The organism is Bradyrhizobium sp. 192 (assembly GCF_023100965.1).
In the GTDB taxonomy this organism is placed as follows: Bacteria; Pseudomonadota; Alphaproteobacteria; order Rhizobiales; family Xanthobacteraceae; genus Bradyrhizobium; species Bradyrhizobium symbiodeficiens.
In genome coordinates, this window is the sequence record NZ_CP064690.1 from 2425311 (window position 1) to 2449245 (window position 23935).

General features: G+C 58.5%; 22 protein-coding genes. 15 read left to right on the forward strand and 7 right to left on the reverse strand.

Annotated features, from left to right (window positions below):
• The first annotated feature begins 1 nt into the window (after position 1).
• Together IVB24_RS11000 and sctV are read left to right on the forward strand one after the other, a co-directional pair.
• On the forward strand, positions 2-445 hold the full coding sequence (locus tag IVB24_RS11000; protein ID WP_018458377.1) for a hypothetical protein: 444 nt from the start codon (positions 2-4) through the stop codon (positions 443-445).
• Positions 426-2549: a type III secretion system export apparatus subunit SctV gene (gene sctV / locus IVB24_RS11005; protein WP_247446187.1), complete on the forward strand. Its 2124-nt coding sequence runs from the start codon at positions 426-428 to the stop codon at positions 2547-2549. The genes IVB24_RS11000 and sctV overlap by 20 nt, the downstream gene beginning before the upstream one ends.
• Positions 2550-3522: 973 nt before the next feature.
• On the opposite strand, the gene IVB24_RS40125 is transcribed toward sctV, so the two are convergent.
• Positions 3523-3987 carry an ATP-binding protein gene (locus IVB24_RS40125; protein WP_276011502.1) on the reverse strand — a complete coding sequence of 155 codons (465 nt, stop codon included), beginning with the start codon at positions 3985-3987 and terminating at the stop codon, positions 3523-3525.
• On the opposite strand from IVB24_RS40125, the gene IVB24_RS40130 reads away from it, so the two are divergent.
• Positions 3944-4120: a hypothetical protein gene (locus IVB24_RS40130; protein WP_276578304.1), complete on the forward strand. Its 177-nt coding sequence runs from the start codon at positions 3944-3946 to the stop codon at positions 4118-4120. The genes IVB24_RS40125 and IVB24_RS40130 overlap by 44 nt on opposite strands.
• An 871-nt stretch (positions 4121-4991) precedes the next feature.
• On the opposite strand, the gene IVB24_RS11015 is transcribed toward IVB24_RS40130, so the two are convergent.
• The 3 genes from IVB24_RS11015 to IVB24_RS11025 form a co-directional block, all read right to left on the reverse strand.
• Positions 4992-5273: a transposase gene (locus tag IVB24_RS11015; protein WP_247359464.1), complete on the reverse strand. Its 282-nt coding sequence runs from the start codon at positions 5271-5273 to the stop codon at positions 4992-4994.
• 37 nt (positions 5274-5310) lie between these two features.
• Positions 5311-5583 carry a transposase gene (locus tag IVB24_RS11020; RefSeq protein WP_247368945.1) on the reverse strand — a complete coding sequence of 91 codons (273 nt, stop codon included), beginning with the start codon at positions 5581-5583 and terminating at the stop codon, positions 5311-5313.
• 283 nt (positions 5584-5866) lie between these two features.
• Entirely contained in the window at positions 5867-6562 is a 696-nt protein-coding gene (locus IVB24_RS11025; RefSeq protein ID WP_247344785.1) for a nodulation protein NolW, read from the reverse strand.
• A 185-nt stretch (positions 6563-6747) separates the two neighbouring features.
• On the opposite strand from IVB24_RS11025, the gene IVB24_RS11030 reads away from it, so the two are divergent.
• The 11 genes from IVB24_RS11030 to IVB24_RS11080 all read left to right on the forward strand — a co-directional run bounded on the left by IVB24_RS11030 (position 6748) and on the right by IVB24_RS11080 (position 15148).
• Positions 6748-7227, forward strand: a complete 480-nt coding sequence (locus IVB24_RS11030; protein ID WP_247402497.1) for a nodulation protein NolB — start codon at positions 6748-6750, stop codon at positions 7225-7227.
• Between the two features lie 9 nt (positions 7228-7236).
• The gene (gene sctJ, locus IVB24_RS11035; RefSeq protein ID WP_247399041.1) at positions 7237-8103 is read left to right on the forward strand and encodes a type III secretion inner membrane ring lipoprotein SctJ; all 867 of its coding nucleotides are present in this window, start codon (positions 7237-7239) and stop codon (positions 8101-8103) included.
• A gap of 13 nt (positions 8104-8116) precedes the next feature.
• Positions 8117-8749: a nodulation protein NolU gene (locus tag IVB24_RS11040; protein WP_247344782.1), complete on the forward strand. Its 633-nt coding sequence runs from the start codon at positions 8117-8119 to the stop codon at positions 8747-8749.
• Positions 8746-9366 (forward strand): type III secretion system stator protein SctL, encoded by a 621-nt coding sequence (sctL, locus tag IVB24_RS11045; protein ID WP_247402499.1) that lies wholly within the window; start codon positions 8746-8748, stop codon positions 9364-9366. Before IVB24_RS11040 ends, sctL begins: the two co-directional genes overlap by 4 nt.
• Before the next feature lie 89 nt (positions 9367-9455).
• Positions 9456-10724: a type III secretion system ATPase SctN gene (gene sctN, locus IVB24_RS11050; protein ID WP_276011503.1), complete on the forward strand. Its 1269-nt coding sequence runs from the start codon at positions 9456-9458 to the stop codon at positions 10722-10724.
• Positions 10700-11233, forward strand: coding sequence for a hypothetical protein (locus IVB24_RS11055; protein WP_247344780.1), 534 nt, complete (start codon positions 10700-10702; stop codon positions 11231-11233). The genes sctN and IVB24_RS11055 overlap by 25 nt, the downstream gene beginning before the upstream one ends.
• A 26-nt stretch (positions 11234-11259) precedes the next feature.
• Positions 11260-12345 carry a type III secretion system cytoplasmic ring protein SctQ gene (gene sctQ / locus IVB24_RS11060; RefSeq protein ID WP_247402502.1) on the forward strand — a complete coding sequence of 362 codons (1086 nt, stop codon included), beginning with the start codon at positions 11260-11262 and terminating at the stop codon, positions 12343-12345.
• Positions 12338-13003, forward strand: a complete 666-nt coding sequence (gene sctR / locus IVB24_RS11065; RefSeq protein WP_247402506.1) for a type III secretion system export apparatus subunit SctR — start codon at positions 12338-12340, stop codon at positions 13001-13003. Before sctQ ends, sctR begins: the two co-directional genes overlap by 8 nt.
• A gap of 2 nt (positions 13004-13005) precedes the next feature.
• Positions 13006-13281 carry an EscS/YscS/HrcS family type III secretion system export apparatus protein gene (locus IVB24_RS11070; RefSeq protein ID WP_018458364.1) on the forward strand — a complete coding sequence of 92 codons (276 nt, stop codon included), beginning with the start codon at positions 13006-13008 and terminating at the stop codon, positions 13279-13281.
• 11 nt (positions 13282-13292) lie between these two features.
• Complete coding sequence (sctT, locus tag IVB24_RS11075) at positions 13293-14114, forward strand: type III secretion system export apparatus subunit SctT (RefSeq protein WP_247446186.1); 822 nt, start codon at positions 13293-13295, stop codon at positions 14112-14114.
• On the forward strand, positions 14111-15148 hold the full coding sequence (locus tag IVB24_RS11080; protein ID WP_247402511.1) for an EscU/YscU/HrcU family type III secretion system export apparatus switch protein: 1038 nt from the start codon (positions 14111-14113) through the stop codon (positions 15146-15148). The genes sctT and IVB24_RS11080 overlap by 4 nt, the downstream gene beginning before the upstream one ends.
• Positions 15149-15191: 43 nt before the next feature.
• Here the strand turns inward: IVB24_RS11080 and IVB24_RS11085 are convergent, their stop codons facing one another.
• The 3 genes from IVB24_RS11085 to IVB24_RS11095 form a co-directional block, all read right to left on the reverse strand.
• Positions 15192-15854: a CpaD family pilus assembly lipoprotein gene (locus IVB24_RS11085; RefSeq protein WP_247772860.1), complete on the reverse strand. Its 663-nt coding sequence runs from the start codon at positions 15852-15854 to the stop codon at positions 15192-15194.
• A gap of 10 nt (positions 15855-15864) precedes the next feature.
• Entirely contained in the window at positions 15865-17286 is a 1422-nt protein-coding gene (locus IVB24_RS11090; protein WP_247282082.1) for a type II and III secretion system protein family protein, read from the reverse strand.
• A gap of 73 nt (positions 17287-17359) precedes the next feature.
• Positions 17360-18049 carry a response regulator transcription factor gene (locus IVB24_RS11095; RefSeq protein WP_018458359.1) on the reverse strand — a complete coding sequence of 230 codons (690 nt, stop codon included), beginning with the start codon at positions 18047-18049 and terminating at the stop codon, positions 17360-17362.
• Positions 18050-21110: 3061 nt separating this feature from the next.
• Here IVB24_RS11095 and IVB24_RS11100 point away from each other — a divergent pair.
• Positions 21111-23513, forward strand: coding sequence for a hypothetical protein (locus IVB24_RS11100; protein ID WP_346771367.1), 2403 nt, complete (start codon positions 21111-21113; stop codon positions 23511-23513).
• Positions 23514-23935: the final 422 nt, after the last annotated feature.

Consider the following 23935-nt stretch of genomic DNA (forward strand, 5'->3'; position numbering starts at 1 on the left):
AATGTTCAACTCCGATGGAGCGCAACGGACGACCAACGTTTCCAAATCCGATAACGACTCGCTGAGTTCCGGGCAGGAGCGCGATTTGCTCTGTACACTTTCGTATCTTCACCTTGCATGTGGGCAGAGCGCAGAATGCGTGGCTCTCTTACGACTCATCGTCGGCAAGGACTCGCGAGACGTCGATCTATTACGGATTCTCGCCTATGCCCTCATCTTGGAAGGTCTCGGAGGTGAGGCGTTGCAGGTCATAGATAGGCTGAACACACTTGATGACGAACCCTCGGCGCGTATCTCTTTGATGCTGTTGCGTAGCCACGCTCTGCGGCGGGCCGGCCTCATAGACGAGGCGCTCGCCGCTTTCCAACGCTATGTCTCGTTGCGTGACGGCACTGGCCTGATCAATCAACGATCGGAAGGTCCCCATGACCAGCGTCCTGCGTAAGATCATTGCGCGCGCGTCGGCCAGCTCCGATTTGATGGTCGCGTTGATGCTGCTTCTGACGGTCGGCATGATGATCATGCCGATCCCGATAGTGGCGATCGATACGCTCGTCGGCTTCAATCTGGGCTTCGCCATATTGCTGCTGATGGTCGCTCTCTATATTAGCACTCCACTTGATTTCTCGTCCTTGCCAGGCGTCATTCTGATTTCCACGGTATTCCGTCTGGCGCTCACCGTATCAACGACGCGGCTGATCTTGGCTGAGGGGGATGCGGGCAGCATCATTCGCACGTTCGGTGATTTCGTCATATCGGGGAATATCGTCGTTGGTATTGTCATATTTTTAGTCGTGACCATGGTGCAGTTCATCGTCGTGGCCAAGGGGGCTGAACGCGTGGCGGAGGTGGCGGCGCGGTTCACGCTCGATGCTCTGCCAGGCAAGCAGATGGGAATCGATGCGGAATTGCGCAATGGCCATATCGATCAGAACGAAGCCCGCAGCCGGCGCGCTACATTGGAGAAAGAAAGCCAGCTTTACGGGGCTATGGATGGCGCCATGAAATTCGTAAAGGGCGACGCCATCGCAGGATTGGTGGTTATCTGCGTCAACATGCTGGGCGGGATCACCATCGGCCTGCTCTCCAAGGGCATGTCTTTCCAGGCGGCGCTGCATCAATATACCCTGCTGACCATAGGTGATGCGTTAATCTCACAAATTCCCTCGCTGCTGCTCTCGATTACAGCTGCGACAATCATCACTCGTGTAAATGGGGTCGTAAGGCTCAATCTTGGGACCGACATCGTTAACCAGCTCACAGCAAACTCGCACGCATTGCGGCTGTCTGCCTGCGTCCTCGTTGTAATGGGGGCTATTCCGGGTTTTCCGCTCCCTGTCTTTCTCGTCTTGGCTGCAGTCTTTGCGGCAGCGAGCTTTGCCGACGGTGGGACCCAAAGCGGCAAGAAAAGCGCTGATGTCTCTCGCCCGGCTCCCACAGAGTCTAACAAGGAAATCGTGCCTGCGGAGGCGCTTCCCATCGCGTTGTTCCTTGCGTCAAGTCTGACAGGGGCGATCGACAAAGAAGAATTGCAACAGCACATTGCACGCGTTTCGGGACTGATCTCGTCTGATCTCGGCATCACAATTCCGCGCATCCCCATCGAGGTCGACGAGCGCTTGCCAGACCTGCAGTACAGGGTGGATGTCGAGGGCGTGCCCGTCGAGCAGGAGTTAATTGATCCAACCCAGCTCGCACTCCACGACGATCCGGCCAACATTGAATTGAGTGGCATCCCGTTTCGGCATGACCGGGAGACGGATCAAATCTGGATTGAACAGAGCAATGCACCGGCTCTCAAAGCAGCCGGCATCGGGCACCACCGTCCCATTGAAATCCTGGCCTTGCGCGTCCATTCGGCGTTGACCCGCTATGCACAGTGCTTGGTGGGTATCCAGGAGACGCGCCAGTTGCTGGGCCGCATGGAGACGGAATATTCCGATCTGGTCAAGGAGGTGTTGCGTACGACGCCGATCCCTAAAGTAGCCGACGTCTTGCGGCGCCTCCTGGAGGAGGGTATTCCGATCCGGAACACACGACTGGTTCTGGAGGCATTGGCCGAATGGAGCGGACGTGAACAAAACGTCGTCTTGCTCACGGAACATGTTCGCTCCGGTCTGAGACGGCAAATCTGCCATCGGTATGCCAACGCACACCGCGTCGTGCCGGTCTTTGTCATCGAACGTCAAACCGAGGATATCGTGCGCAGCGCGGTTCGAGAGACTGCCAAAGGACCCTACTTGGTTTTGAGCGACGGGCAAAGCGAGGCGCTGCTCTCAAAAATGCGTCACATCCATTCGAACGTAGTTCGGGCGCAGATCAAGCCGGTTATCCTTGCTTCGATGGATATTCGACGCTTTGTCCGCGGCTTTCTCACCCGTAATGGGATCGATCTTGCTGTTCTATCCTATCAGGACCTTGCCTCGGACTTCACAATCCAGCCTGTTGGATCCATTACACTCGCAGCTGCAAAGGACGACGACGCCCCGTCCGAGGAACTCAGCAACACGCTCCTTGCGCCCGATTCACAGGCGCAGCAGTCAATTTAAGAAGGACCGCATGAATTCACCTCGTAAGGCAGCGCGGTGGCGCTTGGGTTCATTTTGTCTGCTTTCGTGCTCGGCTCTCTTCGCCACTCTGGGGCTCTGCAGTTGCGCTAGCTGGGATAGACCAGCTCTTCAAATGCAAGAGCGGCCGGCGCCAAAGTTGCTCGGCGCCAAAGATATCGATCCAGCTATGCGCGAACGCATTGAGTGCGCGATCGGCCGGACTCCTGACCAGGAGCTTTGCGCGACGCGTTGAAGCAAAAAAGCTCGGAAGATCAACGCAGCGGATCGGTCTTGCGTGTCGATGCGAAAGCGCCTCGCATTGATTGCTCGTCAACGTCTGCCTGGACCTGCGACCTATATGCGCTCAAGACTAAATGCGTTAACTTGAGAACGTGGGACGCTTCGTGAGCCACAACCGCAATACAAGCAATCGCGTCAGCGCAGCGTATTCCGATTGCGCGGACCAAATCACGTTGTCCGCAACGATCGGTGCACGATATCGCGCAATGCAAGCACCCGCCCGCTGCGCTGGCGCTGCCGCCCTACACAAGCGACCCGGGCATACCTAATAGTAGCGGACGTATTGGTTCTGTTGTCTCTTGCTCGAGGTCTCGCCGGCCGGCTATCACGCCTGGCGCGAGCGTCCGGACAGAGCACGCACGACGACCAATGCTGCGCTCTCGACTGATATCTCATCAGGACAGCGGCGCTCGGGGACGGCAACCCACGGGTCTATGCCGCGCTGCGGGCACAAGGACCTGGCGCCAGCCCTGGCCGGATCGAATGCCTAATGCATCGGCAAGGCATCGGCGCCATGATGGCCCGGCCGCACCGCGTTGCCGACAGCCGTCATGGCCTGCCGATCGCGCCAAACCTCATCGATCGCAACTTTAGGGCCGCAGCAGCGAACCGGATCTGGCTCGCCGAAATCACTTACGTTTCGACTGCAGATGGCTGTTGTACCTGGTGGCGATCATGGACCTCTGTCAACGGGCAGCGAACTTTCCGTGAGAATGTCCAGATTTCCCTGGGTGACGGCGATTGTGCTTCGGGGATCAGCCGCTAAGTCATTGGTCCTTCCAGGCGGGCGGCCGCGGCGCTTGGGCTGCGGCGGGTTGGCGAGCGGACGTTTTCCGCGACGAGAGCGGCGTGCTGGCGGAGCCGATAGCTCGATCCCTCGATGTGATAACAATTGCGTGGGGAAGCAGTCCATCAAGCACTGCTGTGGCCAGTTTGAATTGAGGATCATCGCGCCCTTGTCATAGCGGGCGTCTTCCAACTGGAAGAACAGATTGCCGCCGCCAGGCGCGACCGGGAGGTAACCGATTTCGTCGACGACAAGGAGGGAGGCGCGGGCGAGGAACCGCAGGTGCTCGCGCACGGTGGTCGTCACGATGTCCGCGATCGTGGCGAACGCGACGCTCTTTCCCGCCTTCACGGCCTCGACCGCGAGTGCCGGCGTGAGATCGCTCTTGCCGGTGTCGCAAGCAGATGAATTTCAATTGGGCAAGCGCCAGAATGCGATTGCGATGGAGCTGGAATGCGAAGTCGAAGCCAGCGAGCCTTTTTGACCGTGGTCAGGCGAGACATTCTCAGCGCGGTGCTGACACCGCGACTGTCGCGCACGGGCAGCTCCTCGATAAGCGTTTCGAGCGCCTCAATCCAGGTGACTTCACCCTCTTTCAATCCGCCGCAGCGTGGTGTCCAGCATTCTGAGCGCACCTGGCATGTTGAGTGCGACTAGGCCTTTCTTGACGCTGTCGATCGCTGCCGGCTGCGCGTGGATGGTTATGGCCGGCCTTCCGATTGGGGGAGGCGCTTGCGACACCTCGGTAACACCCAGCGACCGCCTTGGCATGTGATCGCCGGCCCGATCGACGAGGGCTTCGGATACGCCTGGTCGCGACCTAGACCGGTTGACCGCCTGTCGATGCTCGGGCGCGACGCGAGTTCGCCGGCGGCCTTCTCTAGAACGGGATGGACGGCAACGATTGCGCTTGATCGAGAATGGGATTACATCGGGCAATTGCTGCACCTCGACACTGCGCCGCGTATGGTCGGGTATGCTGTAATAGTTCCCACTGATCCACACGAGCCCGTCGTGGCTGACACGGGTGGCGTTCGGCATTGGACTGGACCCCCGATCGGCATCCAAAAGGGGCTCTGACTCATGTGTGGAACGGCCCGGGCTGCAAGATCGTTCTCTGGTCGAACAAGGGATGACGGTGCGGTCATATATTCGACCTGTAAACGCGGCGCCCGGCCGCTGGCCACGATGATATCCGCGGAAGCAATCGGCCAATCAATTTCTCGCGCTCGAAGCGCAGTAAGCCAGGCGGTCTGATTGCGACCGGGAATGTCGTCATTCGGGGTTCATCCAGATTTGCACCTTGCCTCCTCGGCAGCTTTCTTCTTCCGCCGGAGACTTCTTAAGATTAGGCTTCAGCATTGCACGCGACGCATGATAGATGCCGCCTCTGACCAGCAAGGCCCATATGGTGCGCGCAAGCTATTGGCGAACTCCACCGCTATGAGCTTGACGGCCCGTCTTTGCAGCATGGTCCGAATCCAGAGCGGGGCTTTCGAGCCTCGCTTGCCAAGCTTGATGATTGAGGTCGCACCAACGATCAAGTGCGTCCGTAGTTGCCGATTTTCAGGCTTTGATACTGCCCCGAGCCTTTCTTTCCCGCCGCTCGACTGTGCCCTCGGTGTTAACCCGTCCAAGCCGCAAAATGCGGTGCAGTCGCAAAACCGGGGCCATTCAAGACTGCTGTCCGAACGCCAGCGCCGCTACCAGTGCCTTCTCCGAGCGCTGATAGCGTTGAACAGCTTGGTCGAGAACCGCCCCTGACGGTCCTGCGGCACCTTCACCCGGGGTGATCAGCGAGCGGGTATAGTAGCCGGAGCGATAGCCCAGCCGCGCCTCGCCCAGCGCCTCCGCCATCGTGGCTTCGAGAGCTTCCTGCACCGCACCCCGGATTAGCGGTTTCAGGATCCCTTTCCGACGCAATAAGCTGTTTGACGGTAGAGCCATCCGTCCTAATCTTCGTCACGGTCTTGGTGGCCTTGCTCCGCTAGGGGCGGTGATCTTCGCAAGCACCGGATTTACTATGACCGCTTCAGCCGCTAGCTTTTGCAGAACCTCCCGCACACTACCACCGGATATCCCGGTACTGGTGGACAAGGTCGCGCAGCGACAATTCTCGTGTTCTGGAGCCGATTTACGACACGTTCGTCTCGCCCTGCTTGTGCGGCGTCTGATCAGACGATCGGTCCAGCCTCCTTGCACACCCCGCGTAACGGCTGATTGAGCGGTATCATCTTGGGCCCGGCCCTTGCGCAGGCAAGGTACCCTCCTGACGCGGCAGGTCTGAAGAGTACGGGGCTTCAGTTCGCCCATCCCGAACGATCGTCGCGGAGGCGCCGCGATATAACATCAGCACAGATTCCCGAGACGGCATCTCGATGGAGCGAGGTCGCGCCTGCGCCTCCGCCACGAGACCATTGAGCGTCTGATCCACGAGTGCGATGAAGCGTGGTGGACCGGACGCAAGGACTAGGCCATTTCCCGGAGCCGATCTCATGATGTAGCGTTCGTCGGAAATGGCGAGCGCATCGAGGGTTGCCTTGAGCGCGTCGCAGCTGATTGAAGTTAGCAGAAGCAGACGAGTTTGCGCTTCCTTTGCGGTAGAGACGTAAAGCACGAGCCCATCGTAATACCATTGAAGATTGTAGACTTGAGTCAGATGATCAAGGAACTCGCGCGGTGGCAGGTCCGGCATGTGCCCGCGAATCCGACCCTTCACCTCGGCGCTGATGGTGACTTTAATATTGAGGTTGTTGCCGAATTCCTGCAGCGCGGCAGAAAGCTCCTGATCCAGAACCGTATATCGATAAGGGGTCGAGGGCAGCGACAGGGGAGCGCCGCGCGCGATCTGTGTTCCGCCGGAAACGAAAACGGCGACACACAGAACTCCGTTCAAAACGTGCGGGATTATGGATCGGATGAGCATTCATGGTTCTCTTTGACTTAAACTAACAGGAGTACGTTCGGTACGTGAACGCGAAACGTGATCTTTAGATGGCGATGTGCGGGCGAACTCGTCAGCTTGTCGTCAGCTGGCCTGTCTAGGACATTGAGCCGCTAATCGGCTTGAACGGCTGGTCGTATCACATCTCGATGAGAGCGAGTCTTTCCATGATGATGTTAGGCGCTGCGCCGATCTCTCACAATCTAGAAGGCCTGTCCAAGGCCTGTTCGGCAACAGCGGTCGACGAGCAGGTCCAGTTTCAGCAGAGTCTCTTGCAAGCGGCTTCGGTTCAAGACCTTGCGCCTCCAGTAACGGGAGCGGCGGCGGTTCCGCCGACATCCGAGGTATCGCGTGCAACAACACAGGCGAGCCCGCTGGGCGATCGCATCCTCCAGAATCTTTCTGCGATGTATCCGGTCAATGCAGTTCCAAAAGGTGCGGAGACCGGGTCGACGTCGGAGCCCCTTTTGCTGCAACCGGGCAAAGCGGAAGCAGGTGTGCCGGGCGCCCCCAGTGGCGCAGGTGACTTCGAGGCGATGTTGGCGAATCTGAAGGATGTTTCTGACAGCGTCATCCAGGCAACACTCATTTCAAATGGCATCGGTAGCCTCGGTTCATCTCTGAATAAGCTGATATCGGCGGGCTGAGTGGGGCGAATGATTGGTTTAATCGATCGCGAAAGCGATCAGGCGCGCCCATTCCGCAAGCGGCTTCAACTTGTGGCTCTGCTGCCGCTCCTGCTTGCCCTGGTTGGTTGCAAAGCCGATCTCTACACGAAAGTTCAGGAGCGTGAGGCCAATGAGATGCTTGCGGTCCTCCTCAAGAACGGGGTCGATGCCCTCCGCGTTGCTGCTAAGGACGGGACTATCACGATCCAGGTCGAGCAGACTCAGATTGCTTCCGCAATCGACCTGCTGAATGGCGAAGGGTTGCCGCGCCACGCTTTCAAGAGTCTAGGCGAAGTGTTCAGCGCGGCGGGTCTGATTGCTTCGCCAATCGAGGAGCGCGCCCGTTACGTCTATGCGCTGAGCGAGGAATTATCTCGCACGATCAGTGATATCGATGGTGTCCTCTCGGCGCGCGTCCACGTTGTTCTGCCAAAGAACGACCTGTTGCGACGTGACACCACGCCATCTTCGGCGTCGGTTTTCATCCGACATGACTCGAGGGCAAATCTCTCAATCTTGCTGCCGCAGATTAAAATGCTCGTCGCTAACAGCATCGAGGGCTTATCCTATGACAAGGTGGCTGTTGTTTTCGTCTCAGTCGAGCGGCCCGCACTAGAGCCGCGACCGGCGGCTGCGGCTGGTCTCGCCCAAGCATCTGGAGTCATTTCGACGCCATTGGTTGCGGTTGGCATGGGTCTCGGCGGGTCTGTATTCGGCGTGCTGTCCTGCGTCTTGCTGAGCGCTCGTGGGCGTCAGCGCAGGCAATCATCTCAGAAAGTTAGCGCTGTTGGTGGGCGCTCGGCTGTCTCTGCTATGGAGATGATTCGCAAAGCGATTAAGCCTAATGCGGCGTAGTGTGGTATCCGACATGACGAGACCGAATCCGTCTGCCGAGCGGCATGATCCGCTGAAACTAGCCTCTGTAGGTATTCGTAAGCTTGCTGCCACGATTCATCCGACCCGCCTTGCCGCGCGACTTGACGCGAACCTCTCGTCCGCGACGTTGGTGCGACTGCAGAAGAGTCCTAGGCTGCAGATAAGACTGCAAGCGTTGCTGCTTGAAGATGAAATGGGCTTGAACGGAGGTGACTTCGGGCCAGACCTTCTCCTCGGGCATGATCCGAGCAGGGCTGCCCTCCTCGCCGGCGGCATTTGGCATGCCCGTTCGCTGACAAGGCTGGTTTCAAAGCATGATGTCGCCGTTCTGGTCGAGCACGTCGGCACCGAGGTGCTGGCTTTCGGGATCCGACATGCAGCGCATGCGGTTTCGACCAGATTAATTGCTGATCCTCAACAACTCGCGCTAGGGATTGAAGACGATGGACATGCCTGCCTCGGCGCTTGGCTCGATGAAGCGTCAACGCTTGATTGCCGCCGCGTGCTTCTACGCCTAGCTGTCGGAACGGCCGCCGACAATCCGGCGACTGAACACCGCGATGCCGCGGGCCAATTGTTTTCGCCGGTGTTGGCCCATTTGGCGAGGGAGGCCCCAGCGGGATGACAGACGACGAAACTGCGCCGCCCGTCGCTCCGCACATCCGCCCCCTTGGGCCACTCATAGCGGCGAGGGATCTCGAGATTTGGCACAGCGCCTTCGAGGCGCGTGCCGTGGCCGAGCGCAATCTGAAGCGCGTTCGCGGCTGGGCGCGCAGAGCTTATCAGAAGGAGCGTGCGCGCGGCCATGCTGAGGGGGTGAGGGCCGGCGCCGAGGAAATGGCACAGCTAGTCGCGCAGGCTGCCTCGGAAGTGGCACGACGAAAGGCCGTTTTGGAGCAGGAACTGTCAGCGCTCGTGATGGACATCGTAACTGATCTACTGGGCGATTTCGATCCCGGCGAGATGTTGGTGAGGACGGTTCGTCACACGATTTCGCACAGATATGGCGGGCCGAAACTGTCCCTTCATGCGTCCCCCATGGATGCTGATGCGCTTACGCGCGAATTTGCTGCCTGCGACGGACGGGAGGACCGGCCGGAAGTCCGAATTATTCCGGACCCGGCGCTGTCAGCGAACGAATGCGTGCTGTGGAGCGAATTTGGCAATATCCATCTCGGACTTGACGCGCAGCTCCGCGCATTGCGTTTGGGGCTTGGGTTAGATCATGAGGCAGACGAATAGTGACGGCGCCGAGACCAGACCATAACTGTCCTGATGGAGATGGGACTCTGCACGCGGCGCTGGCGCGTCTGCGAACTACGGCAAGCCATGTGGACACGCGTGCCGTACGCGGGCGGATCACGCGTGCGATCGGCACGTTGATCCATGCAGTTTTGCCGGATGCTTGTATTGGAGAAGTTTGTGTGCTCAAGGATCCGCGCACCGGATGGTCGCTTGAGGCCGAGGTGATCGGTCTGTTGCAGGACGGCGTATTGCTGACGCCGATCGGTGACCTGCAAGGCATGTCCGGCCGCGCAGAAGTCGTTGCCACTGGCCGAATGCACGAAGTGCCGGTCGGCCCCAATTTGCTTGGCCGGGTGATCGACAGCTTCGGCCGTCCACTCGATGGCAAGGGCGCAGTCAAAGCCATGGAGACGCGCCCGCTGCGCGGCAAAGCGCCAAATCCAATGACGAGGTGCATCATCGCTCGCCCTCTGCCACTCGGTGTTCGCGTCTTGGATGGTCTTCTGACATGCGGCGAGGGCCAACGCATCGGCATTTATGGAGAGCCTGGTGGCGGCAAGTCGACGTTACTGTCGCAGATCGTAAAGGGCGCGGTCGCTGACGTGACCGTGGTTGCGCTGATAGGCGAGCGTGGACGCGAAGTGCGTGAATTCATCGAGCGGCATCTTGGGGAGACTGCCCTCCGCCGCACGGTCGTCGTCGTTGAGACCTCCGATCGCTCAGCGACGGAGCGGGCGCAATGTGCTTATACGGCAACCGCGCTCGCCGAATATTTTCGCGATCAAGGCCTGCGCGTCGTTCTGATGATGGATTCATTGACGCGATTTAGCCGCGCTATGCGGGAGATCGGGCTTGCTGCCGGTGAGCCACCGACTCGCCGGGGCTTTCCTCCCTCTGTCTTTGCAATGTTGCCAGGTTTGCTGGAGCGCGCTGGTATGAGTGAGCGTGGCTCAATCACCGCCTTCTATACCGTGCTTGTGGAAGGTGACGGCACGGGCGATCCAATCGCGGAGGAAACGCGTGGCATTCTCGATGGCCATATCGTTCTTTCACGCTCTCTCGCGGCGCGGGCGCATTTCCCCGCCATCGACGTACTGTCGAGCCGCAGCCGCGTCATGGATGCCGTCGTATCTGCACCGCATCGCAAGGCAGCATCCCTCTTCCGTGATCTTATCTCCCGTCATGCAGAGGCCGAATTTTTAATCAAGGTTGGCGAATACAAGCAAGGCAGCGATCCGCTGACGGACCGAGCTGTCGCTTCGATCGATGATCTGCGCGAGTTTTTACGCCAGGGTGAAAACGATGCGTCCACTTTTGAGGAAACCGTCACATGGATGTGCCGTCTGACCGCATGAGTTGCATACACGTTTCGAGCTTGCGGCAAGTGAAGGATATGCGCGAGCGTAGTGCTCGTAGTGAGTTGTCCAATATGGAAGCCAAGCGTCATATCGCGACCTCGGCCGCGGAGCACGCATGGCAGGAACTTGGAATTGCTGAAAAGCATCATACAGAGGCCCAGGCGGAGGTTTACCAGCAGTTGATGTCGGTCGGTACCTTGTCCGTCGTTGAACTCGATCATTGCCAGCTCACCCTTGAGAGGCTAGCGATTGAGATCACCTCGAAACGCCGCACACTTGAGGAGGCGCGTATCACTCAAAAGCAGGCCGAGACAGCGGCATCCGAGAGGCGTGCGCACTGGGCGAAGCGTTCCGCAGCGACTCATAAATGGCGACAAATCGAGACCGACGTCCGGCGTGCGGCCGATACCCATTCGGAAGTAACAGCCGAGCTAGAGGCTGATGATGAAGTCTTGCTTCGCCATGGGAGGGGTTTGCCCACGCTGGTGGCGGGCGGTTCAATTTGATGACCGCTAGTCCAGTTGGGAACCAAATGCGCTGCCCTGTACAGTCGCCTCCTGCAACTCGCGCGAACGCATACGCGAAGTACGAGCCGAGCCAGCGTCTAACCCAGAGTCTCGTCTCATGGCTCAACAGAAACGTGCGGCCCTCCGCCTCTTTGCGGAGTAACCTTTGCGACAAGCCGCTATCGGTGCGACTGGAACGACTTGTGTGGCAGGAGGAACCTCCGGCTCTGTCGATGCTCGATTGCGTTTGGCGCCTCGGCGATGATGCGCTCGTGTTGTCGATACCGCATGCGCTTGCGGAGGTCTTGATCTCGACAGTACAGAGTGGCCTAGCTTTACTTTCCGAGCCAAGTCGTTCGCTGGTTCTCGAACTTGCACTTGAACCGTTGCTCGCGCACCTGGAGACTGAGACAGAGCAGCAACTGCGACTCCTTCATGTTGGAAAGGCCGAGAAGAACGGGCCTCATATCGAACTCGACATCATCTACGGTCCGGTCAGGGGCAAAGGTCGCCTATTTCTTTTCTCGCCTCTTGACGGACCGATACCGCCGGCGTTCCGCGCCTTAGGCGAGCTGCTCGGCCAATTGCCGCGACATTTGTGTGAGGTCCCCGCACAGCTACCCGTTACAGTTGCAGGAGAGATCGGCTCCCTCCGGGCGTCAGCCGCGCTTCTTCGCAAAACACGTAAGGGCGACGCTTTGTTGCCGGATGTAATGCCATTCGCCCGCGGTCAGATCATCCTCACTGCCGGCCCGTTATGGGCCGCGGCAGATGTCACTGGCAACCGCCTGATCCTGCACGGACCGTTTCGCTTGCGGCCGCGCCCTCTGGAGTATGCGCATATGACGACACTGCCCGGTTTACAGCAGCCGCCTTCCGAAGCCGATCTCGACGATATTGAGATTTCGCTTGTCTTTGAATGCGGCCGCTGGCCCATCACGCTGGGAGCCCTGAGAAGCATCAGCGAAGGATATGTCTTCGAACTTGGCCGGCCGGTCGACGGCCCGGTCGATATCCTAGCAAACGGCGTACGTATCGGGAGTGGCGACATAGTACGTATTGGAGACGAGCTCGGCGTTAGACTGCGTGGCGGGTTAGCGGGCAATGACTAACATTGAACCAGCGATACTGCCGCTTCTTGCGGTCACGGCCGCGCTCGGCTTGTTGGTCTTCGCTGTCGTCACGACCACGGCGTTCGTAAAGGTATCTGTCGTTCTCTTCCTCGTTCGCAATGCGCTTGGGACCCAATCAATTCCACCGAACATCGTTCTATACGGCGCAGCATTGATGCTCACCGCCTTCACGAGCGCCCCGGTCTTTGAGCAGAGCTACAATAGAGTCGCCGATCTGCAGCTCCGCTATCAAACGCTCGAGGATTGGGTAGCCGCTGCGAAAGTGGGGCAGGAGCCGCTGCGAGGCTATCTCAAGAACTTCACCAATGAAGAACAGCGAGGCTTCTTCCTGTCCTCGACCGAGCGTGTCTGGCCGGAAGAGATGCGCGGCAGAGCGACAGTCGATGATTTTGTCATTCTCGTCCCATCTTTTCTAATCTCAGAACTCAAGCGTGCCTTCGAAATCGGGTTTTTACTATACCTTCCGTTTATCACTATCGATCTGATCGTAACGACCATTCTGATGGCCATGGGCATGTCAATGGTGTCTCCGACAGTGATCTCAGTTCCTTTCAAGCTGTTTCTGTTCGTGGCGATTGACGGCTGGTCGCGGCTTATGCACGGGCTGGTGCTGAGCTATACAACACCTGGAGGGTGAGCATGGATGAGGCCACTATTCTCCCTTTTATGAGCCGATCACTGGTGCTTTTCATGACCTGGGTTCTGCCTCCGCTCATTGCAGCGGCGGTCGCCGAAACCATCATCGGCATCATCCAGGCGGCAACGCAGATCCAGGATCAGACATTGCCACTGACTGTGAAGCTTTTGGTCATTGTTGGGATTATAGGTTTGTTTGCTCCGGTGCTGAGCGCCCCGCTCATCGAACAAGCCAAGCAGATCTTTACTGATTTTCCCGCGCTCACGACGGGCTACTAGCAGCAGCCGTCATGTATGATCTGTCAACCGCCGACACGCAAAGTCTGATCCAGGCGACTATCGAACTCGTCGTTGCTGCCGGCCTTGGTGCGGCCCGCCCCGTGGGCATCATGCTGGTGCTTCCGGTATTTACGCGTCCGCAGATCGGCGGCCTGATCCGCGGTTGCCTTGCCGTCGCGCTCGAACTACCATACTTGGCGCACATCGCCGATGGCCTGAAGGAGCTAGATCCGGACACTCGTCTGCTCAAGATCGCGCTACTCGGTCTTAAGGAGACGTGTGTCGGCCTACTGATCGGCGCCCTCCTCAGTATTCCCCTCTGGAGTCTTCAGGCCGTCGGCGAGTTCATCGACGCGCAACGGGGCATCAGCAGCGTGGTCACTCCCGCCGATCCCGCGACACGCAGTCAGGCTTCGGCGACGGGACTTCTTATCGGGACCACCGCGACCACGATCTTCGTCGTATCGGGGGGCCTGCAAACCATGATCAGCGGGCTTTACGGCAGCTATCTGGTTTGGCCGGCTTATCAGCTTGGACCCACGCTGAGCATGCAAGGGACGCTGGAGTTGTGGGGCGTGCTCGACAGCATCATACGTACCGCCGTCCTGGTCTCTGGACCTGTGGTAGCTTTCCTCTTGCTGGCCGACATATCAGCGCTTCTGCTCGGGCGCTTTGCGCCGCAATTCAACCCGCGGGACCTATCGTTGACGATCAAGAATATAGGTTTTGCGATCGTCATGGTGACTTATACGCTCTACCTCATCGAATACATGCAAGCGGAAATCATGCAGTCGAGCCGAGAGCTGGAGAGGCTTGAGAGGAAACTGAAGTGAGCGACACGAGCGAAGAGAAAACGCTCGCCCCCACTGAAAAGAAGCTAAGCGACTCGCGCAAGAAAGGCATGGTTCCGCATAGCACGGATCTAGTCAGGGGCCTCAGCGCGTGCGCCGGTCTCGGTTATGTCTGGTTAGAAGCGAGTTCCATCTACGACAAATGTCGTGAAGCGCTCATGCTGACTGACAAGCTGCTTGATAAGCCGTTCAATATTGCGGTCGATCTTGCGCTCGGCGTCTTGCCCGAACTTGCACTGGGAATTGTTGGCCCGCTTCTTGGGAGTATGGTCACCTGCGCAATTCTGACGACGGTCCTAGCCAATGGTGGATTAGTGTTCTCCTCCGAGCCGATGACGCCGAAATTCGAGAACATTGATCCCATCAACGGACTGAAGCGCATCGCCTCTTTGCGTTCCCTCATCGAGCTTGGCAAGACCTTGTTCAAGGTCTTCTGCCTCGGCGCGATCTTTGTCCTGGTCGTTGTCGGCGCGTGGAAGACACTGGTCTATCTGCCGGTTTGCGGCACGGGCTGCTTCGAGTTCGTGTTCATTCAAGTGAAACTGTTGATCGGGATTGCAAGTGGTGCATTTCTTATCGGCGGATTGGTCGATCTCCTCATCCAGCGTTGGTTGTTCTTGCGCGGCATGCGCATGACTAAGAGCGATATGAAGCGCGAGGACAAGGAGCAGCAAGGCAATCCGGAGGTCAAACGCGAACACCGACGCCTTCGGCGGGAGCAGGCGAGCGAGTCTCCTCTCGGCGTGAGTCGCGCGACATTGATCTTGACTGGGCGCGAGCTGCTGGTCGGGGTACGCTACATCCGTGGCGAAACGGGCGTCCCGGTCCTGGTTTGCCGCGGCGACGGGGAGGCGGCTTCACGGCTCTTTGATGAAGCGAGGCGCCTTCGTCTCAGTATCGTCGAAGATCACGTCCTGGTCCGTGAGCTAATCCGCAACACTAGCCTTGGCAATTCCATTCCTGTCCAGTACTTCGAGGCTGTCGCAAAAGCACTCTTTGCCGCCGGCCAAGTCTAGTTCGTGTTGTGAATGAGGTCGCATCGAATGACTGATGTTCTCGCTATCGAGAGGGCTGCACGGTCTGGGTGCCGGCAGACGTGGGATCTGACGGCAGCTTGTTGTTAGCCATACCCAAGTTGCTGTTATTGCCGGTCGCGAAGGTTTTGTATGTGGCAACGGGAATGGCCGCACGATTGCCATCACTCGGCACAACGGCCTGATTGTCAATCAAGTCGCGCGGATCGTTGACCATGCCGGCCAAGTTGTTGCGGATCGAGCAGCCAAGCGTCGGATCGAAAGAATTGTCGTTCACTGAAGGGCCGACGATCGCAATCGACGGACAAACGGGAGGGCGCGCCTCGTACGTAATCGCCTCGATTCGGGCGGCAGAGCCATCACGCCTATCGATGAATGGACCGTACAGGCGGATGTTGTGAGCGTCGACGCCCACTGCGCGGGCCTCAGCTGCTATCTGCGCCCCGAGCTGACGTGAGCCGACGATATCAAGATGGAGCGTGTCGTACCGACCGCGACTGGTACTCGCTATGAAGTAACGCAGACGCTGCCGTTCGGGCCCTCCAAGGGTCTGTAACAGTAAGACGTTCTTCTCTTGTTCAACCAGGATCGCTTGCGCGGTCGGCTCGAGGTAAGTCGGCGCGGTGCTTGCGCAGCCACCTAGACTGGCCGTCAGACCGATGAAGGGGCGCACGAATCGTAATCTCATTGGTCGATCCTCATTCGATGGTGTGGCCGGTGCCCCTTGTCGCGCCTGGTACGCTTATCGGGGGAGCACCGCGAACAGGCGAGCGCGTTGCCAATGTGTTCGTCAGACTGCGCGCGAGGTCTGAGGGCGGAGCGATGCGGTCGGTGGGCGCACTCATCTGCTTCGAGTTCGATCTTGGCCGCACGACGTAAGGCGTGACGATGATCACGAGTTCCGTCTCATCCTGTTGAAATGACGATGAGCGAAATAGCGCACCAAGAATCGGAACGTCGCCGAGCCAAGGGAAAGTCGTGATCTCAGTGCTGAAGTTGCGCCGGATAAGCCCACCAATTGCAAAGCTCTGGCCGCTGGCGAGCTCGACAACCGTGTTTGCACGCCGGGTGGAGAGAGCCGGCACGGAGATGCCGTTGATGTTGACAGCACCTTGTGACGATAGTTCGCTGACTTCAGGCTTCACGCGGATGTTGATCTGATTGTTACTGAGAACGGTCGGCACAAACTCCAGGCTGACGCCGAAGTGACGGAACTCGACAGAGACCTGCCGATTGTCCTGCAACACCGGAATGGGAAATTCGCCGCCGGCGAGGAAGCTGGCGGATTCGCCTGACATTGCGGTGAGGTTCGGTTCAGCAAGTACGGAAGCGAGGCGCTCGTGAGCCAGTGCATCGAGCATAGCGCTGACGTTCACATGGCCAGTGTTGACCCCCATCTTCGCCGTACCGCCGCCCTGCGCCGCGCCGTATCCACCACCACTGCCACTGACCAAGCCGAGAGTGAAAGGGCCAGCTTGCCCGGAAGCGGAGAGGTTGACGCCGAGCTCCTTCATGGCGCTCCGCGAGACCTCCGCCACCCGCACGCTCAGATTCACCTGCAATGACCCCGCCACCTGAATCTTGTTGACGACGAGCGCACCAGACCCAAGAAACTGCTCGGTCACTTTCATCGCTATATCGACGATCTCCGCATTGGGCGCCGTACCGCTAAGGATGGCCCCACGCGGGGTGTAGCTTACCTGGATGGGATAGTCGCCGACCTGGGCTTTCAGCGTGGCGCGCAGATCCTCGATCGGCTGGGTGACGACAACACGCAGCTCAGCGAGAGCCTCCCCGGCCTCGTTCAGTGCGAACAAGGTGGTCCGACCGGATTTTTTGCCGAAAACAAAGATGGTCCTGTTCGAAGGTGCCTGATAGTCCGCGACCGTAGGATCTGCGACAAAGATGCTCGCGGCTGGCGCTGGCAGGTGAATCGTCTTACCTAGCGAAGAGGAAAGGGTCAGGGTTGCGCTAATGCCGTCGGCAGCCGTACGCTGCGGCCCACTTCCATCATCCCGCTTGATCTGAGCTACGGCCGCAGCCGGGAATAGCAGGATGACCACGCACAAAAGCTGCCAAAGACAAGGAAGAAATGTGGACGAAAGGCCGTTGGCGGCGATCGATCCTCGAGTGACGCCAGCATGCTTGTCAAGAATGATGCTCAAGATGGTCTTTTCTTTCAAGTTCAATTAACTACGCGGTCGATGCCGCGCCTTTCAATTCAAGGACGTAGCCGATCCCGCGCGCGGTTTTGATCCGTAGCGTCGCACCGGACCGACTCAAATGACCGCGCAAACGATAGATTCCGACCTCAAGCGCATTGGTTGAGACCTCGTCGTCAAATGCATAGAGGCTATCTTCCAATGACGCACGAGCCACGGTGCGGCCGGCGCGGCTGAGCAGATGTTCGAGAATGCACACCTCGCGGCGGGCAATTTTCAGTGGTCGACCATTGACCGTCGCTTGCCGACCGATCGAATCGAATCGTAGATTGCCAAAGGTAACAATGGGGGCCGTCATTTGCGTTGACCGGCGCAGAGTAGCGCGCATTCGTGCGATGAGTTCATCAGTAGATACGGGCTTGGGCAGGAAGTCGTCCGCACCGCCATTAAATAGCGCTATCCGCCTACCGAGCTCATTGAAGTTACTCATCATCACGGCAGGCATCGAATGTCCGTCACGTCTCAACTGCTTCAGCCAATCCAAGCCGTCTCCATCCGGTAGAACCAACTCGAGCAAGAGAATGTCATAGCTGGCGCAAGAAAAAGCGGCGGCGGCCTCGTCCAGGGTGCACGCTACGTCAACGGCAAAACCGCAATCGGAGAGCGCATCTTGTACAACGCGCGCAGGGTCCCTCTCATGATCAACGAGTAGCGTTCGCATTCCAGGACCTCATATCAAGTCACGCCAAGACACCCACCACGTCACGCCACCCCCGAGCGGAATTGAACAGTCCGGCCTCCGCGTAAGCATTGGAATCCGGAATAGACGAAGAGCTGCGGTACTGGCGAATCGCATATTGGATCGGGATTCCATTGTGAGCTCGACTGGCGTTGTTCACTGTCTCACGTGGCGCGCGTGAATCTTGGTGACGTCGAATGTGCTCTTTCCATCGGGGCGTAGGCGGCAATCAATACAATGCATCGATAGGCGGGCAGCACCCGCTCAGCGCCGGAACAATCGCGGCAGTTGTCGCCGACATCGTGAAGTCGAGATGATTGCCGAGAACACATTGATTGGTGAAATCGATGGTTTGGTTCGATGCATTCACATGGCGGATTAGTGACAATGCCGTTCCATGGTCTGGATTTAAATCTCCTCATCACGATCGATGCTTCCGATGGCGAGCGCAGCCGCACGGCCGCAGGTTTGATGGGGGAGCAGCGATGATATGCGATTTGCATCGCGGCCCTCAATTTGCAAAGCCTCACACGCCGGCAGGCGTTCCGTGCTTGAGCAACGAACTTCCTCATTCGGCCAAAAAGGTGAGCCTCCTTCGTGCTCCGATCACCGGAGCGACAGTGATGGCCAAGCGCGGCTACGCTCAGCTGGAGAACGCCATAACGAGGCCGTCCTGCCGCGCCTTCCTATTTTTGACTTTTATAAAATCACCGAGACGCTTTGGAAAGAACTGCTCAACGGCCGGACAATCCAAAGACGGGGGGTGACATGAACTTGGCCGCACCGGGCAAAACCGTGCCTACAATCCGATCGCGGTGTCCATGATCACGTACTCATCGCAGCTTTGCCGACAGCAAACCTACGACGTTGCGTGATGCACGGCGCTTTCCCTACCCGGCAGCACATGAAGTGTGAAATCAATTCTTTGGATAGATTGCATTCACATCCTGGATAGTGACAAGACCTCTGAGGTCTGTGTCTCAGTCTCCTAGTCGCACCTGATGCTCTGATGACCGAACGCAATCTGTCGCTGACAGCTCTGGTAGGGTGAGCGATGATTTTGGTGATTTTGCATGACGGCGTCTTCCTGCAAGGCTCACATTGGGCACCGACTCTTCTGGACTAGCAAACCCAGTCATGGTCACTCGCCCAGCAATGTCGGTTTGGCTCCATCCGGACGTGAGAAAAATGTTGTTCTGATCGACATTCTACGTCTGATCAGAATGTGCAGCATCTCGCAATCGGTGGGCGACTTGCTCAGGAAATCGCATGGTGCATGACCGCGCGTCTGCAAGTTGTCCCGTCTGAGCCGAAGCGCCCCGGTCCTAGAGAGCTTGACGGCCAATAAGTCTTCCGCAGAGTGCTTGGCCGGCGCATTGGAGCGCGGACAGCTGCTTTGGTCACGTTGTGGTCAGCTAAGCTGTATATCCTCCTGACAAAGCTTGCCGCGCACGAGCTCAATCGCGTGCACTTTGCCAATGCGGGAGCGATCTGATGTATGGGCAGAATCGGTGGATCCGTTTTGCGGAACGGTTGCCGGCCTGGAGCGAGGTGGGTCGTCGTCGACGGGCGCGTCGCCATACTCCTTGCGTTCCAATCCGCCCATTATCAAGATCGTCGACCGAGAATCTGTTCATGCGCAAAGTGAAGAGAGTTTTGTCCAGTGACATCATGCACATCGCCAGTAACCCGCAGGAGCACTCGGATTTTGTCGGAGAAAGCCGAGCGGGCTGCAACTGCCGGTGAAGGCTATTCCAGTACTTACGGTGATCCGGATAAGCCCGCGCGATTTTTCAGCTATCAGGTCGGGTGACGAAACTGTGAGCCGGAGGCTCAGTCCGGATCGAGGGAGACCAGTTTCGCCGACAGTTCGGGCGTAACGTTATCACGTCCCTGCTAGATGTACGCAGTACTCATCCGCTCGACGAGTGCGCGGGCGATATCCTGCTGGAGCATGAACTGCGAATGGACGGCGATCATCCGTTGGTCTTATCACGTCCTGGCATAGGAGGTATGGAACCCCGTCTACGGAAATGGGTTTTGTTCATGGCGGGTCGCAAAAAATGGGTGCTTGATCCTCAACAGCATCCCAAAGTGTGGACGGAGAACGAGAACGACCAGTAGCACCGAGTAGACAGCCCTACAAAGTATCTTTCCAAAGTCGAGGATAGCGATGGTCAAGAGAGCTGCGAGACGGATTTCGTCTGACGATGATCCCTCGTATTACCTGGAGCGCGCTGTTCGAAGATTGGCTGTGGGACAAGGCGATTCGGAATGATGAAGGCGGCTGGAACCGACTGGTATTTCGCTATTGCAGGGGCCGATTCAGTAGTGAACTTGAAGGAAGCGCTCGCGCCGGATAGTGCTCGTCGCGCGTGACAGATGCCCGGTTTCGAACGTCAAGTTTGACTTCCTGGCTACCGCTTCCGGCCGCGACGGGCAAAGAACTCACAAAACGCCTCAGCATTTTGCAGTTTTCTGCCTCGGCTCAGCGCTTCGGCGGTGAAGTTTATGCGGGTGCCTCCGAAAACGACCCATGTGTCAATGGTGACATCGCTCGGCAGCTCAATCCACTCCTGCGGCCGGGGATTGTATATTTCGGTCGATTCAGGCGGGCGCCTCTGTGGCAATCCTTCGATACGTCAATCAGACAATCGAGGCTTGGATGATGCGGAGGTCCAAACGCTTTATGGGTCGCAAGGCCAAGACCGGCCGCGTTCTCGAACGGCTATCTCGCGAACGTCCCGGGTTTTTGCACAATGGAAGGTCGGCATACCCAGCTCGTTCGCCTAATGGGAGCCCAGTGACGCGAGAGTCTCACGTGGGGATCCATGAGAGCCCGGCAGTGAGATTCCGCCGGCCTACTCGCCAAGCCGTCTGCCCGGATGTGTGAGGGCAAAGCCAAATGGCCTAGCTACTCGACCACGATCCACGGCGATGTGGGTTTCCTGTGCAACCGGAAAAACGCCCTTCGTCAGCTACTCGTCAGCCAGTCTGTCTATCCAGACAGGCTGCGCATTCTCGACTTGATTGGAGATGGAATATGACGGGCATTGGCCGATCTGGAAGATCGCGCACTGCAGATGCTGGAGCCGGATCGAGCAGTTCACGCTCGCACTCAAGTCTAGCCCCTGGGGAAGGCAGTCAATCGTTCGATTCCGTCGTGGAGCGGATGCGCTCTGGGCCCCAAGATAGAGGGACGCCCTCCGCTAGCACGGCGCGCGGTGCCGACGATGCCCTTGGCGACAGGTCTTCCGGTCCCTCCGTTGGCCCAGATCGAATCCTAGGCGCTGCGGCACGTGCAGCCGCTGCGCCACGTGGAGCCACTGCGCGGCGGCGCGGCTTTCCCTCAGTGTCCGAGGGTGGAGACACGGCGCCGGTCGCCAGCCAGCCGCCAACTTCCGGTGTGGCAGTCCCTATTTCCTCGTCAGAGGAAGAAATCAACGCAACAAGGCGACACATGGACCGCCTGCGTGAGGACTATGCCGCTTGCCGTCAGCCGGGCGAGGATGCCGAGCTGAAGGAGGCGCTAGAGCTGAGCGATCGATTCGTCAAAGCAGGCTCGGCAGTTCTGGAGTACTACGCGAGCCTGCGCCCGGCCGTGGCGCCGAGCATTCTGTCCGACGCCGAGGCTGGTCAATACTGCTATGCCGTGCTCCAGGCGGGGCGTCAGGGCAACATGGTGGCCTCGGCGATTATCCTCGCCTTAGAAGAGCGCAGACAGGTATCGGCAGGCCTGTTCCAGCGGATTTCGAAATCCAACGCTACCCCCGACCAGCTGAGCCGAGTGGCTTCCAGTATGGTGAAGGACCATGTGCCTGTCATCGAGTGGTGGCGAAAGAAGCTGTTGCGCTCGGAACGGATGCAGTCCGCCTGCGAGACCACTGCCAACTTGCCAAGCACGACGCCCGAGATGCGGAAGGCCAACGAAGCCGCACTACGCCTGCACACCGGCTCGGCACTTTATGATGGGTGCTTGTATCTGGAATCGCGGATTAAGCTCGCGAAGCTTCTGATTGAGTCTCAGGCGAGCACGTTTGAACCAGCCGTGAGGGACGCCCTCATGGATGAGAACGGGCGGGTGCGTCTGCTCGGGACCTATATCCAGGATGCTTTTCCGGCATTCGTCTCGACGTACAAAGCCGTTCTGAACAAGGACGGAGAGCCACTCGACGCAGAGCACTGCACCGTTCTGGAAGGAGTCATGGAACGGCATTCGGAATTTGCCTCAGAGGTGGAACGTATCGTTGCCAGGCTAAGGGATGCTAGAACGGATGCCGACCTTCCATTGGAACAGTTGGACCAGATCGTGGAAGGTGCATGGGTCACCGCGCACCAAGTCACGCGACTTTTGGCAGTGCAGCCAAAGAGGCAAGTGGAGCCGCCTGCCCAGACTGCGATATCGGAAAAGACCGACTTAGCGGCTGAGAACCACGCGCCGCGCAGGAAGGGGAAAGGCAAGCGCGCACCGGCCGCACGCGAGGGGAGTTCAACGGCCGGGCTGCGCGAGCCGCAGCTCGCTAGGCCCGACGCTGCCACAGCCTCTACTGCCAAGGTTATCGTACTCTCGGATCTGGGTACGAAGAAACTCGCGAGTGCGGAGGAGGCACGCGCGAGGGCGTCATCATCGGCGACCGGGCACCTGGCGATGTGGCAGGCTCCGCCCTCCAGGAACGCACTGACGGGACTACTCAAGCGATTGGACGAGCTGCTGCAGTTCGATCTGCCGGCTCAGCAAAGCGCCGTCTCGCAAGCGCGCCAGATGAAGCCTGAGGACGCCGACCACGTCGTGGATCTCGTCCTTAAGCGCCTGGAGACGCAGACCGCCGAGATTAAGAACTGTGTAGCCGCGCTGGAGGAGCCCCGCCGACATGGCCTACTCACGCATGCGCAATTGCCTGAAGTGCACGGAAAAATAGTCCGGCTTAAGACGATGTTGTCCGAGGTTCAGGGACAGGCAAACTCGTTGAACGCACGAAAGGCGGCGATCACGATCGATTGCATGAAGACGTACGCGTTTCCGTCGCAGAAGTACCTTGAACAATTGCAGGCGGCCGAAGAACTTGCGTCTGTGGATCCACCCCGCGCCTTGAAGAGCGAGCCAGCGACGCTGTTCGAGGTCAAGCTGCAGCCCAAGGCGCTGCGCAGTGGTAGGATGCCAAATCCGATGTGGGTGCACATCCATACCAAGCTGCCGGTACATGCCTGGCAGTTGGCCACGCTGGGCGGCGCCGACTTCGCCGCTTGCCACGTGAAGTCCAATGAACAGCGCGGCTACAATCGGCAATGGCAGAGCGCTCGAGCCGCCACGGGGCACGAGAACGTTGTGATCCACCGCGGCAAGCTCACGCCTGCGTTCTGTAAGTCGTTGTTGAGCATCGTCCCATGCGACTCCCTTCGCGAGGCGGAGCATGCGTCGATGCAGTTCGCGCGCCTCAGGATGTAGTTACCTGAGTGTCTCACGCCAGAGCGTCGCTGTGGTGACACCATCAAGCAGACCGTTATCAACGAGAGGAAATCCTCGATGAAATCGAAGCCGGCGCGGGCTCCTCGAACAGATCGACAACGGGTCCGACTGAAATTCGATCGGGAGCGTGGAGACCCCGACTTCCGTTCGCTTGAAAAACAGCATCGCGGCCCTTGTCGCCGCGCTTGCGATGGCCGGGTCCGAATAGCCTAGGATCCGGCTATGCTTCAGATCGTGAATGAAGCAGTTTTGCGCATTTGTGTTCGAGATCCCATCGCCGATCGCTTCGTAAGTGTCTGCGGCGCCGTGCTTAGCGCCCTACTGTCAATCGGCGTTCGACTGGGGCTCTGACTCACTTTTGATGAAGTTCAAGCGCCGGCTCGTGTTGGTTTCACAAAGGA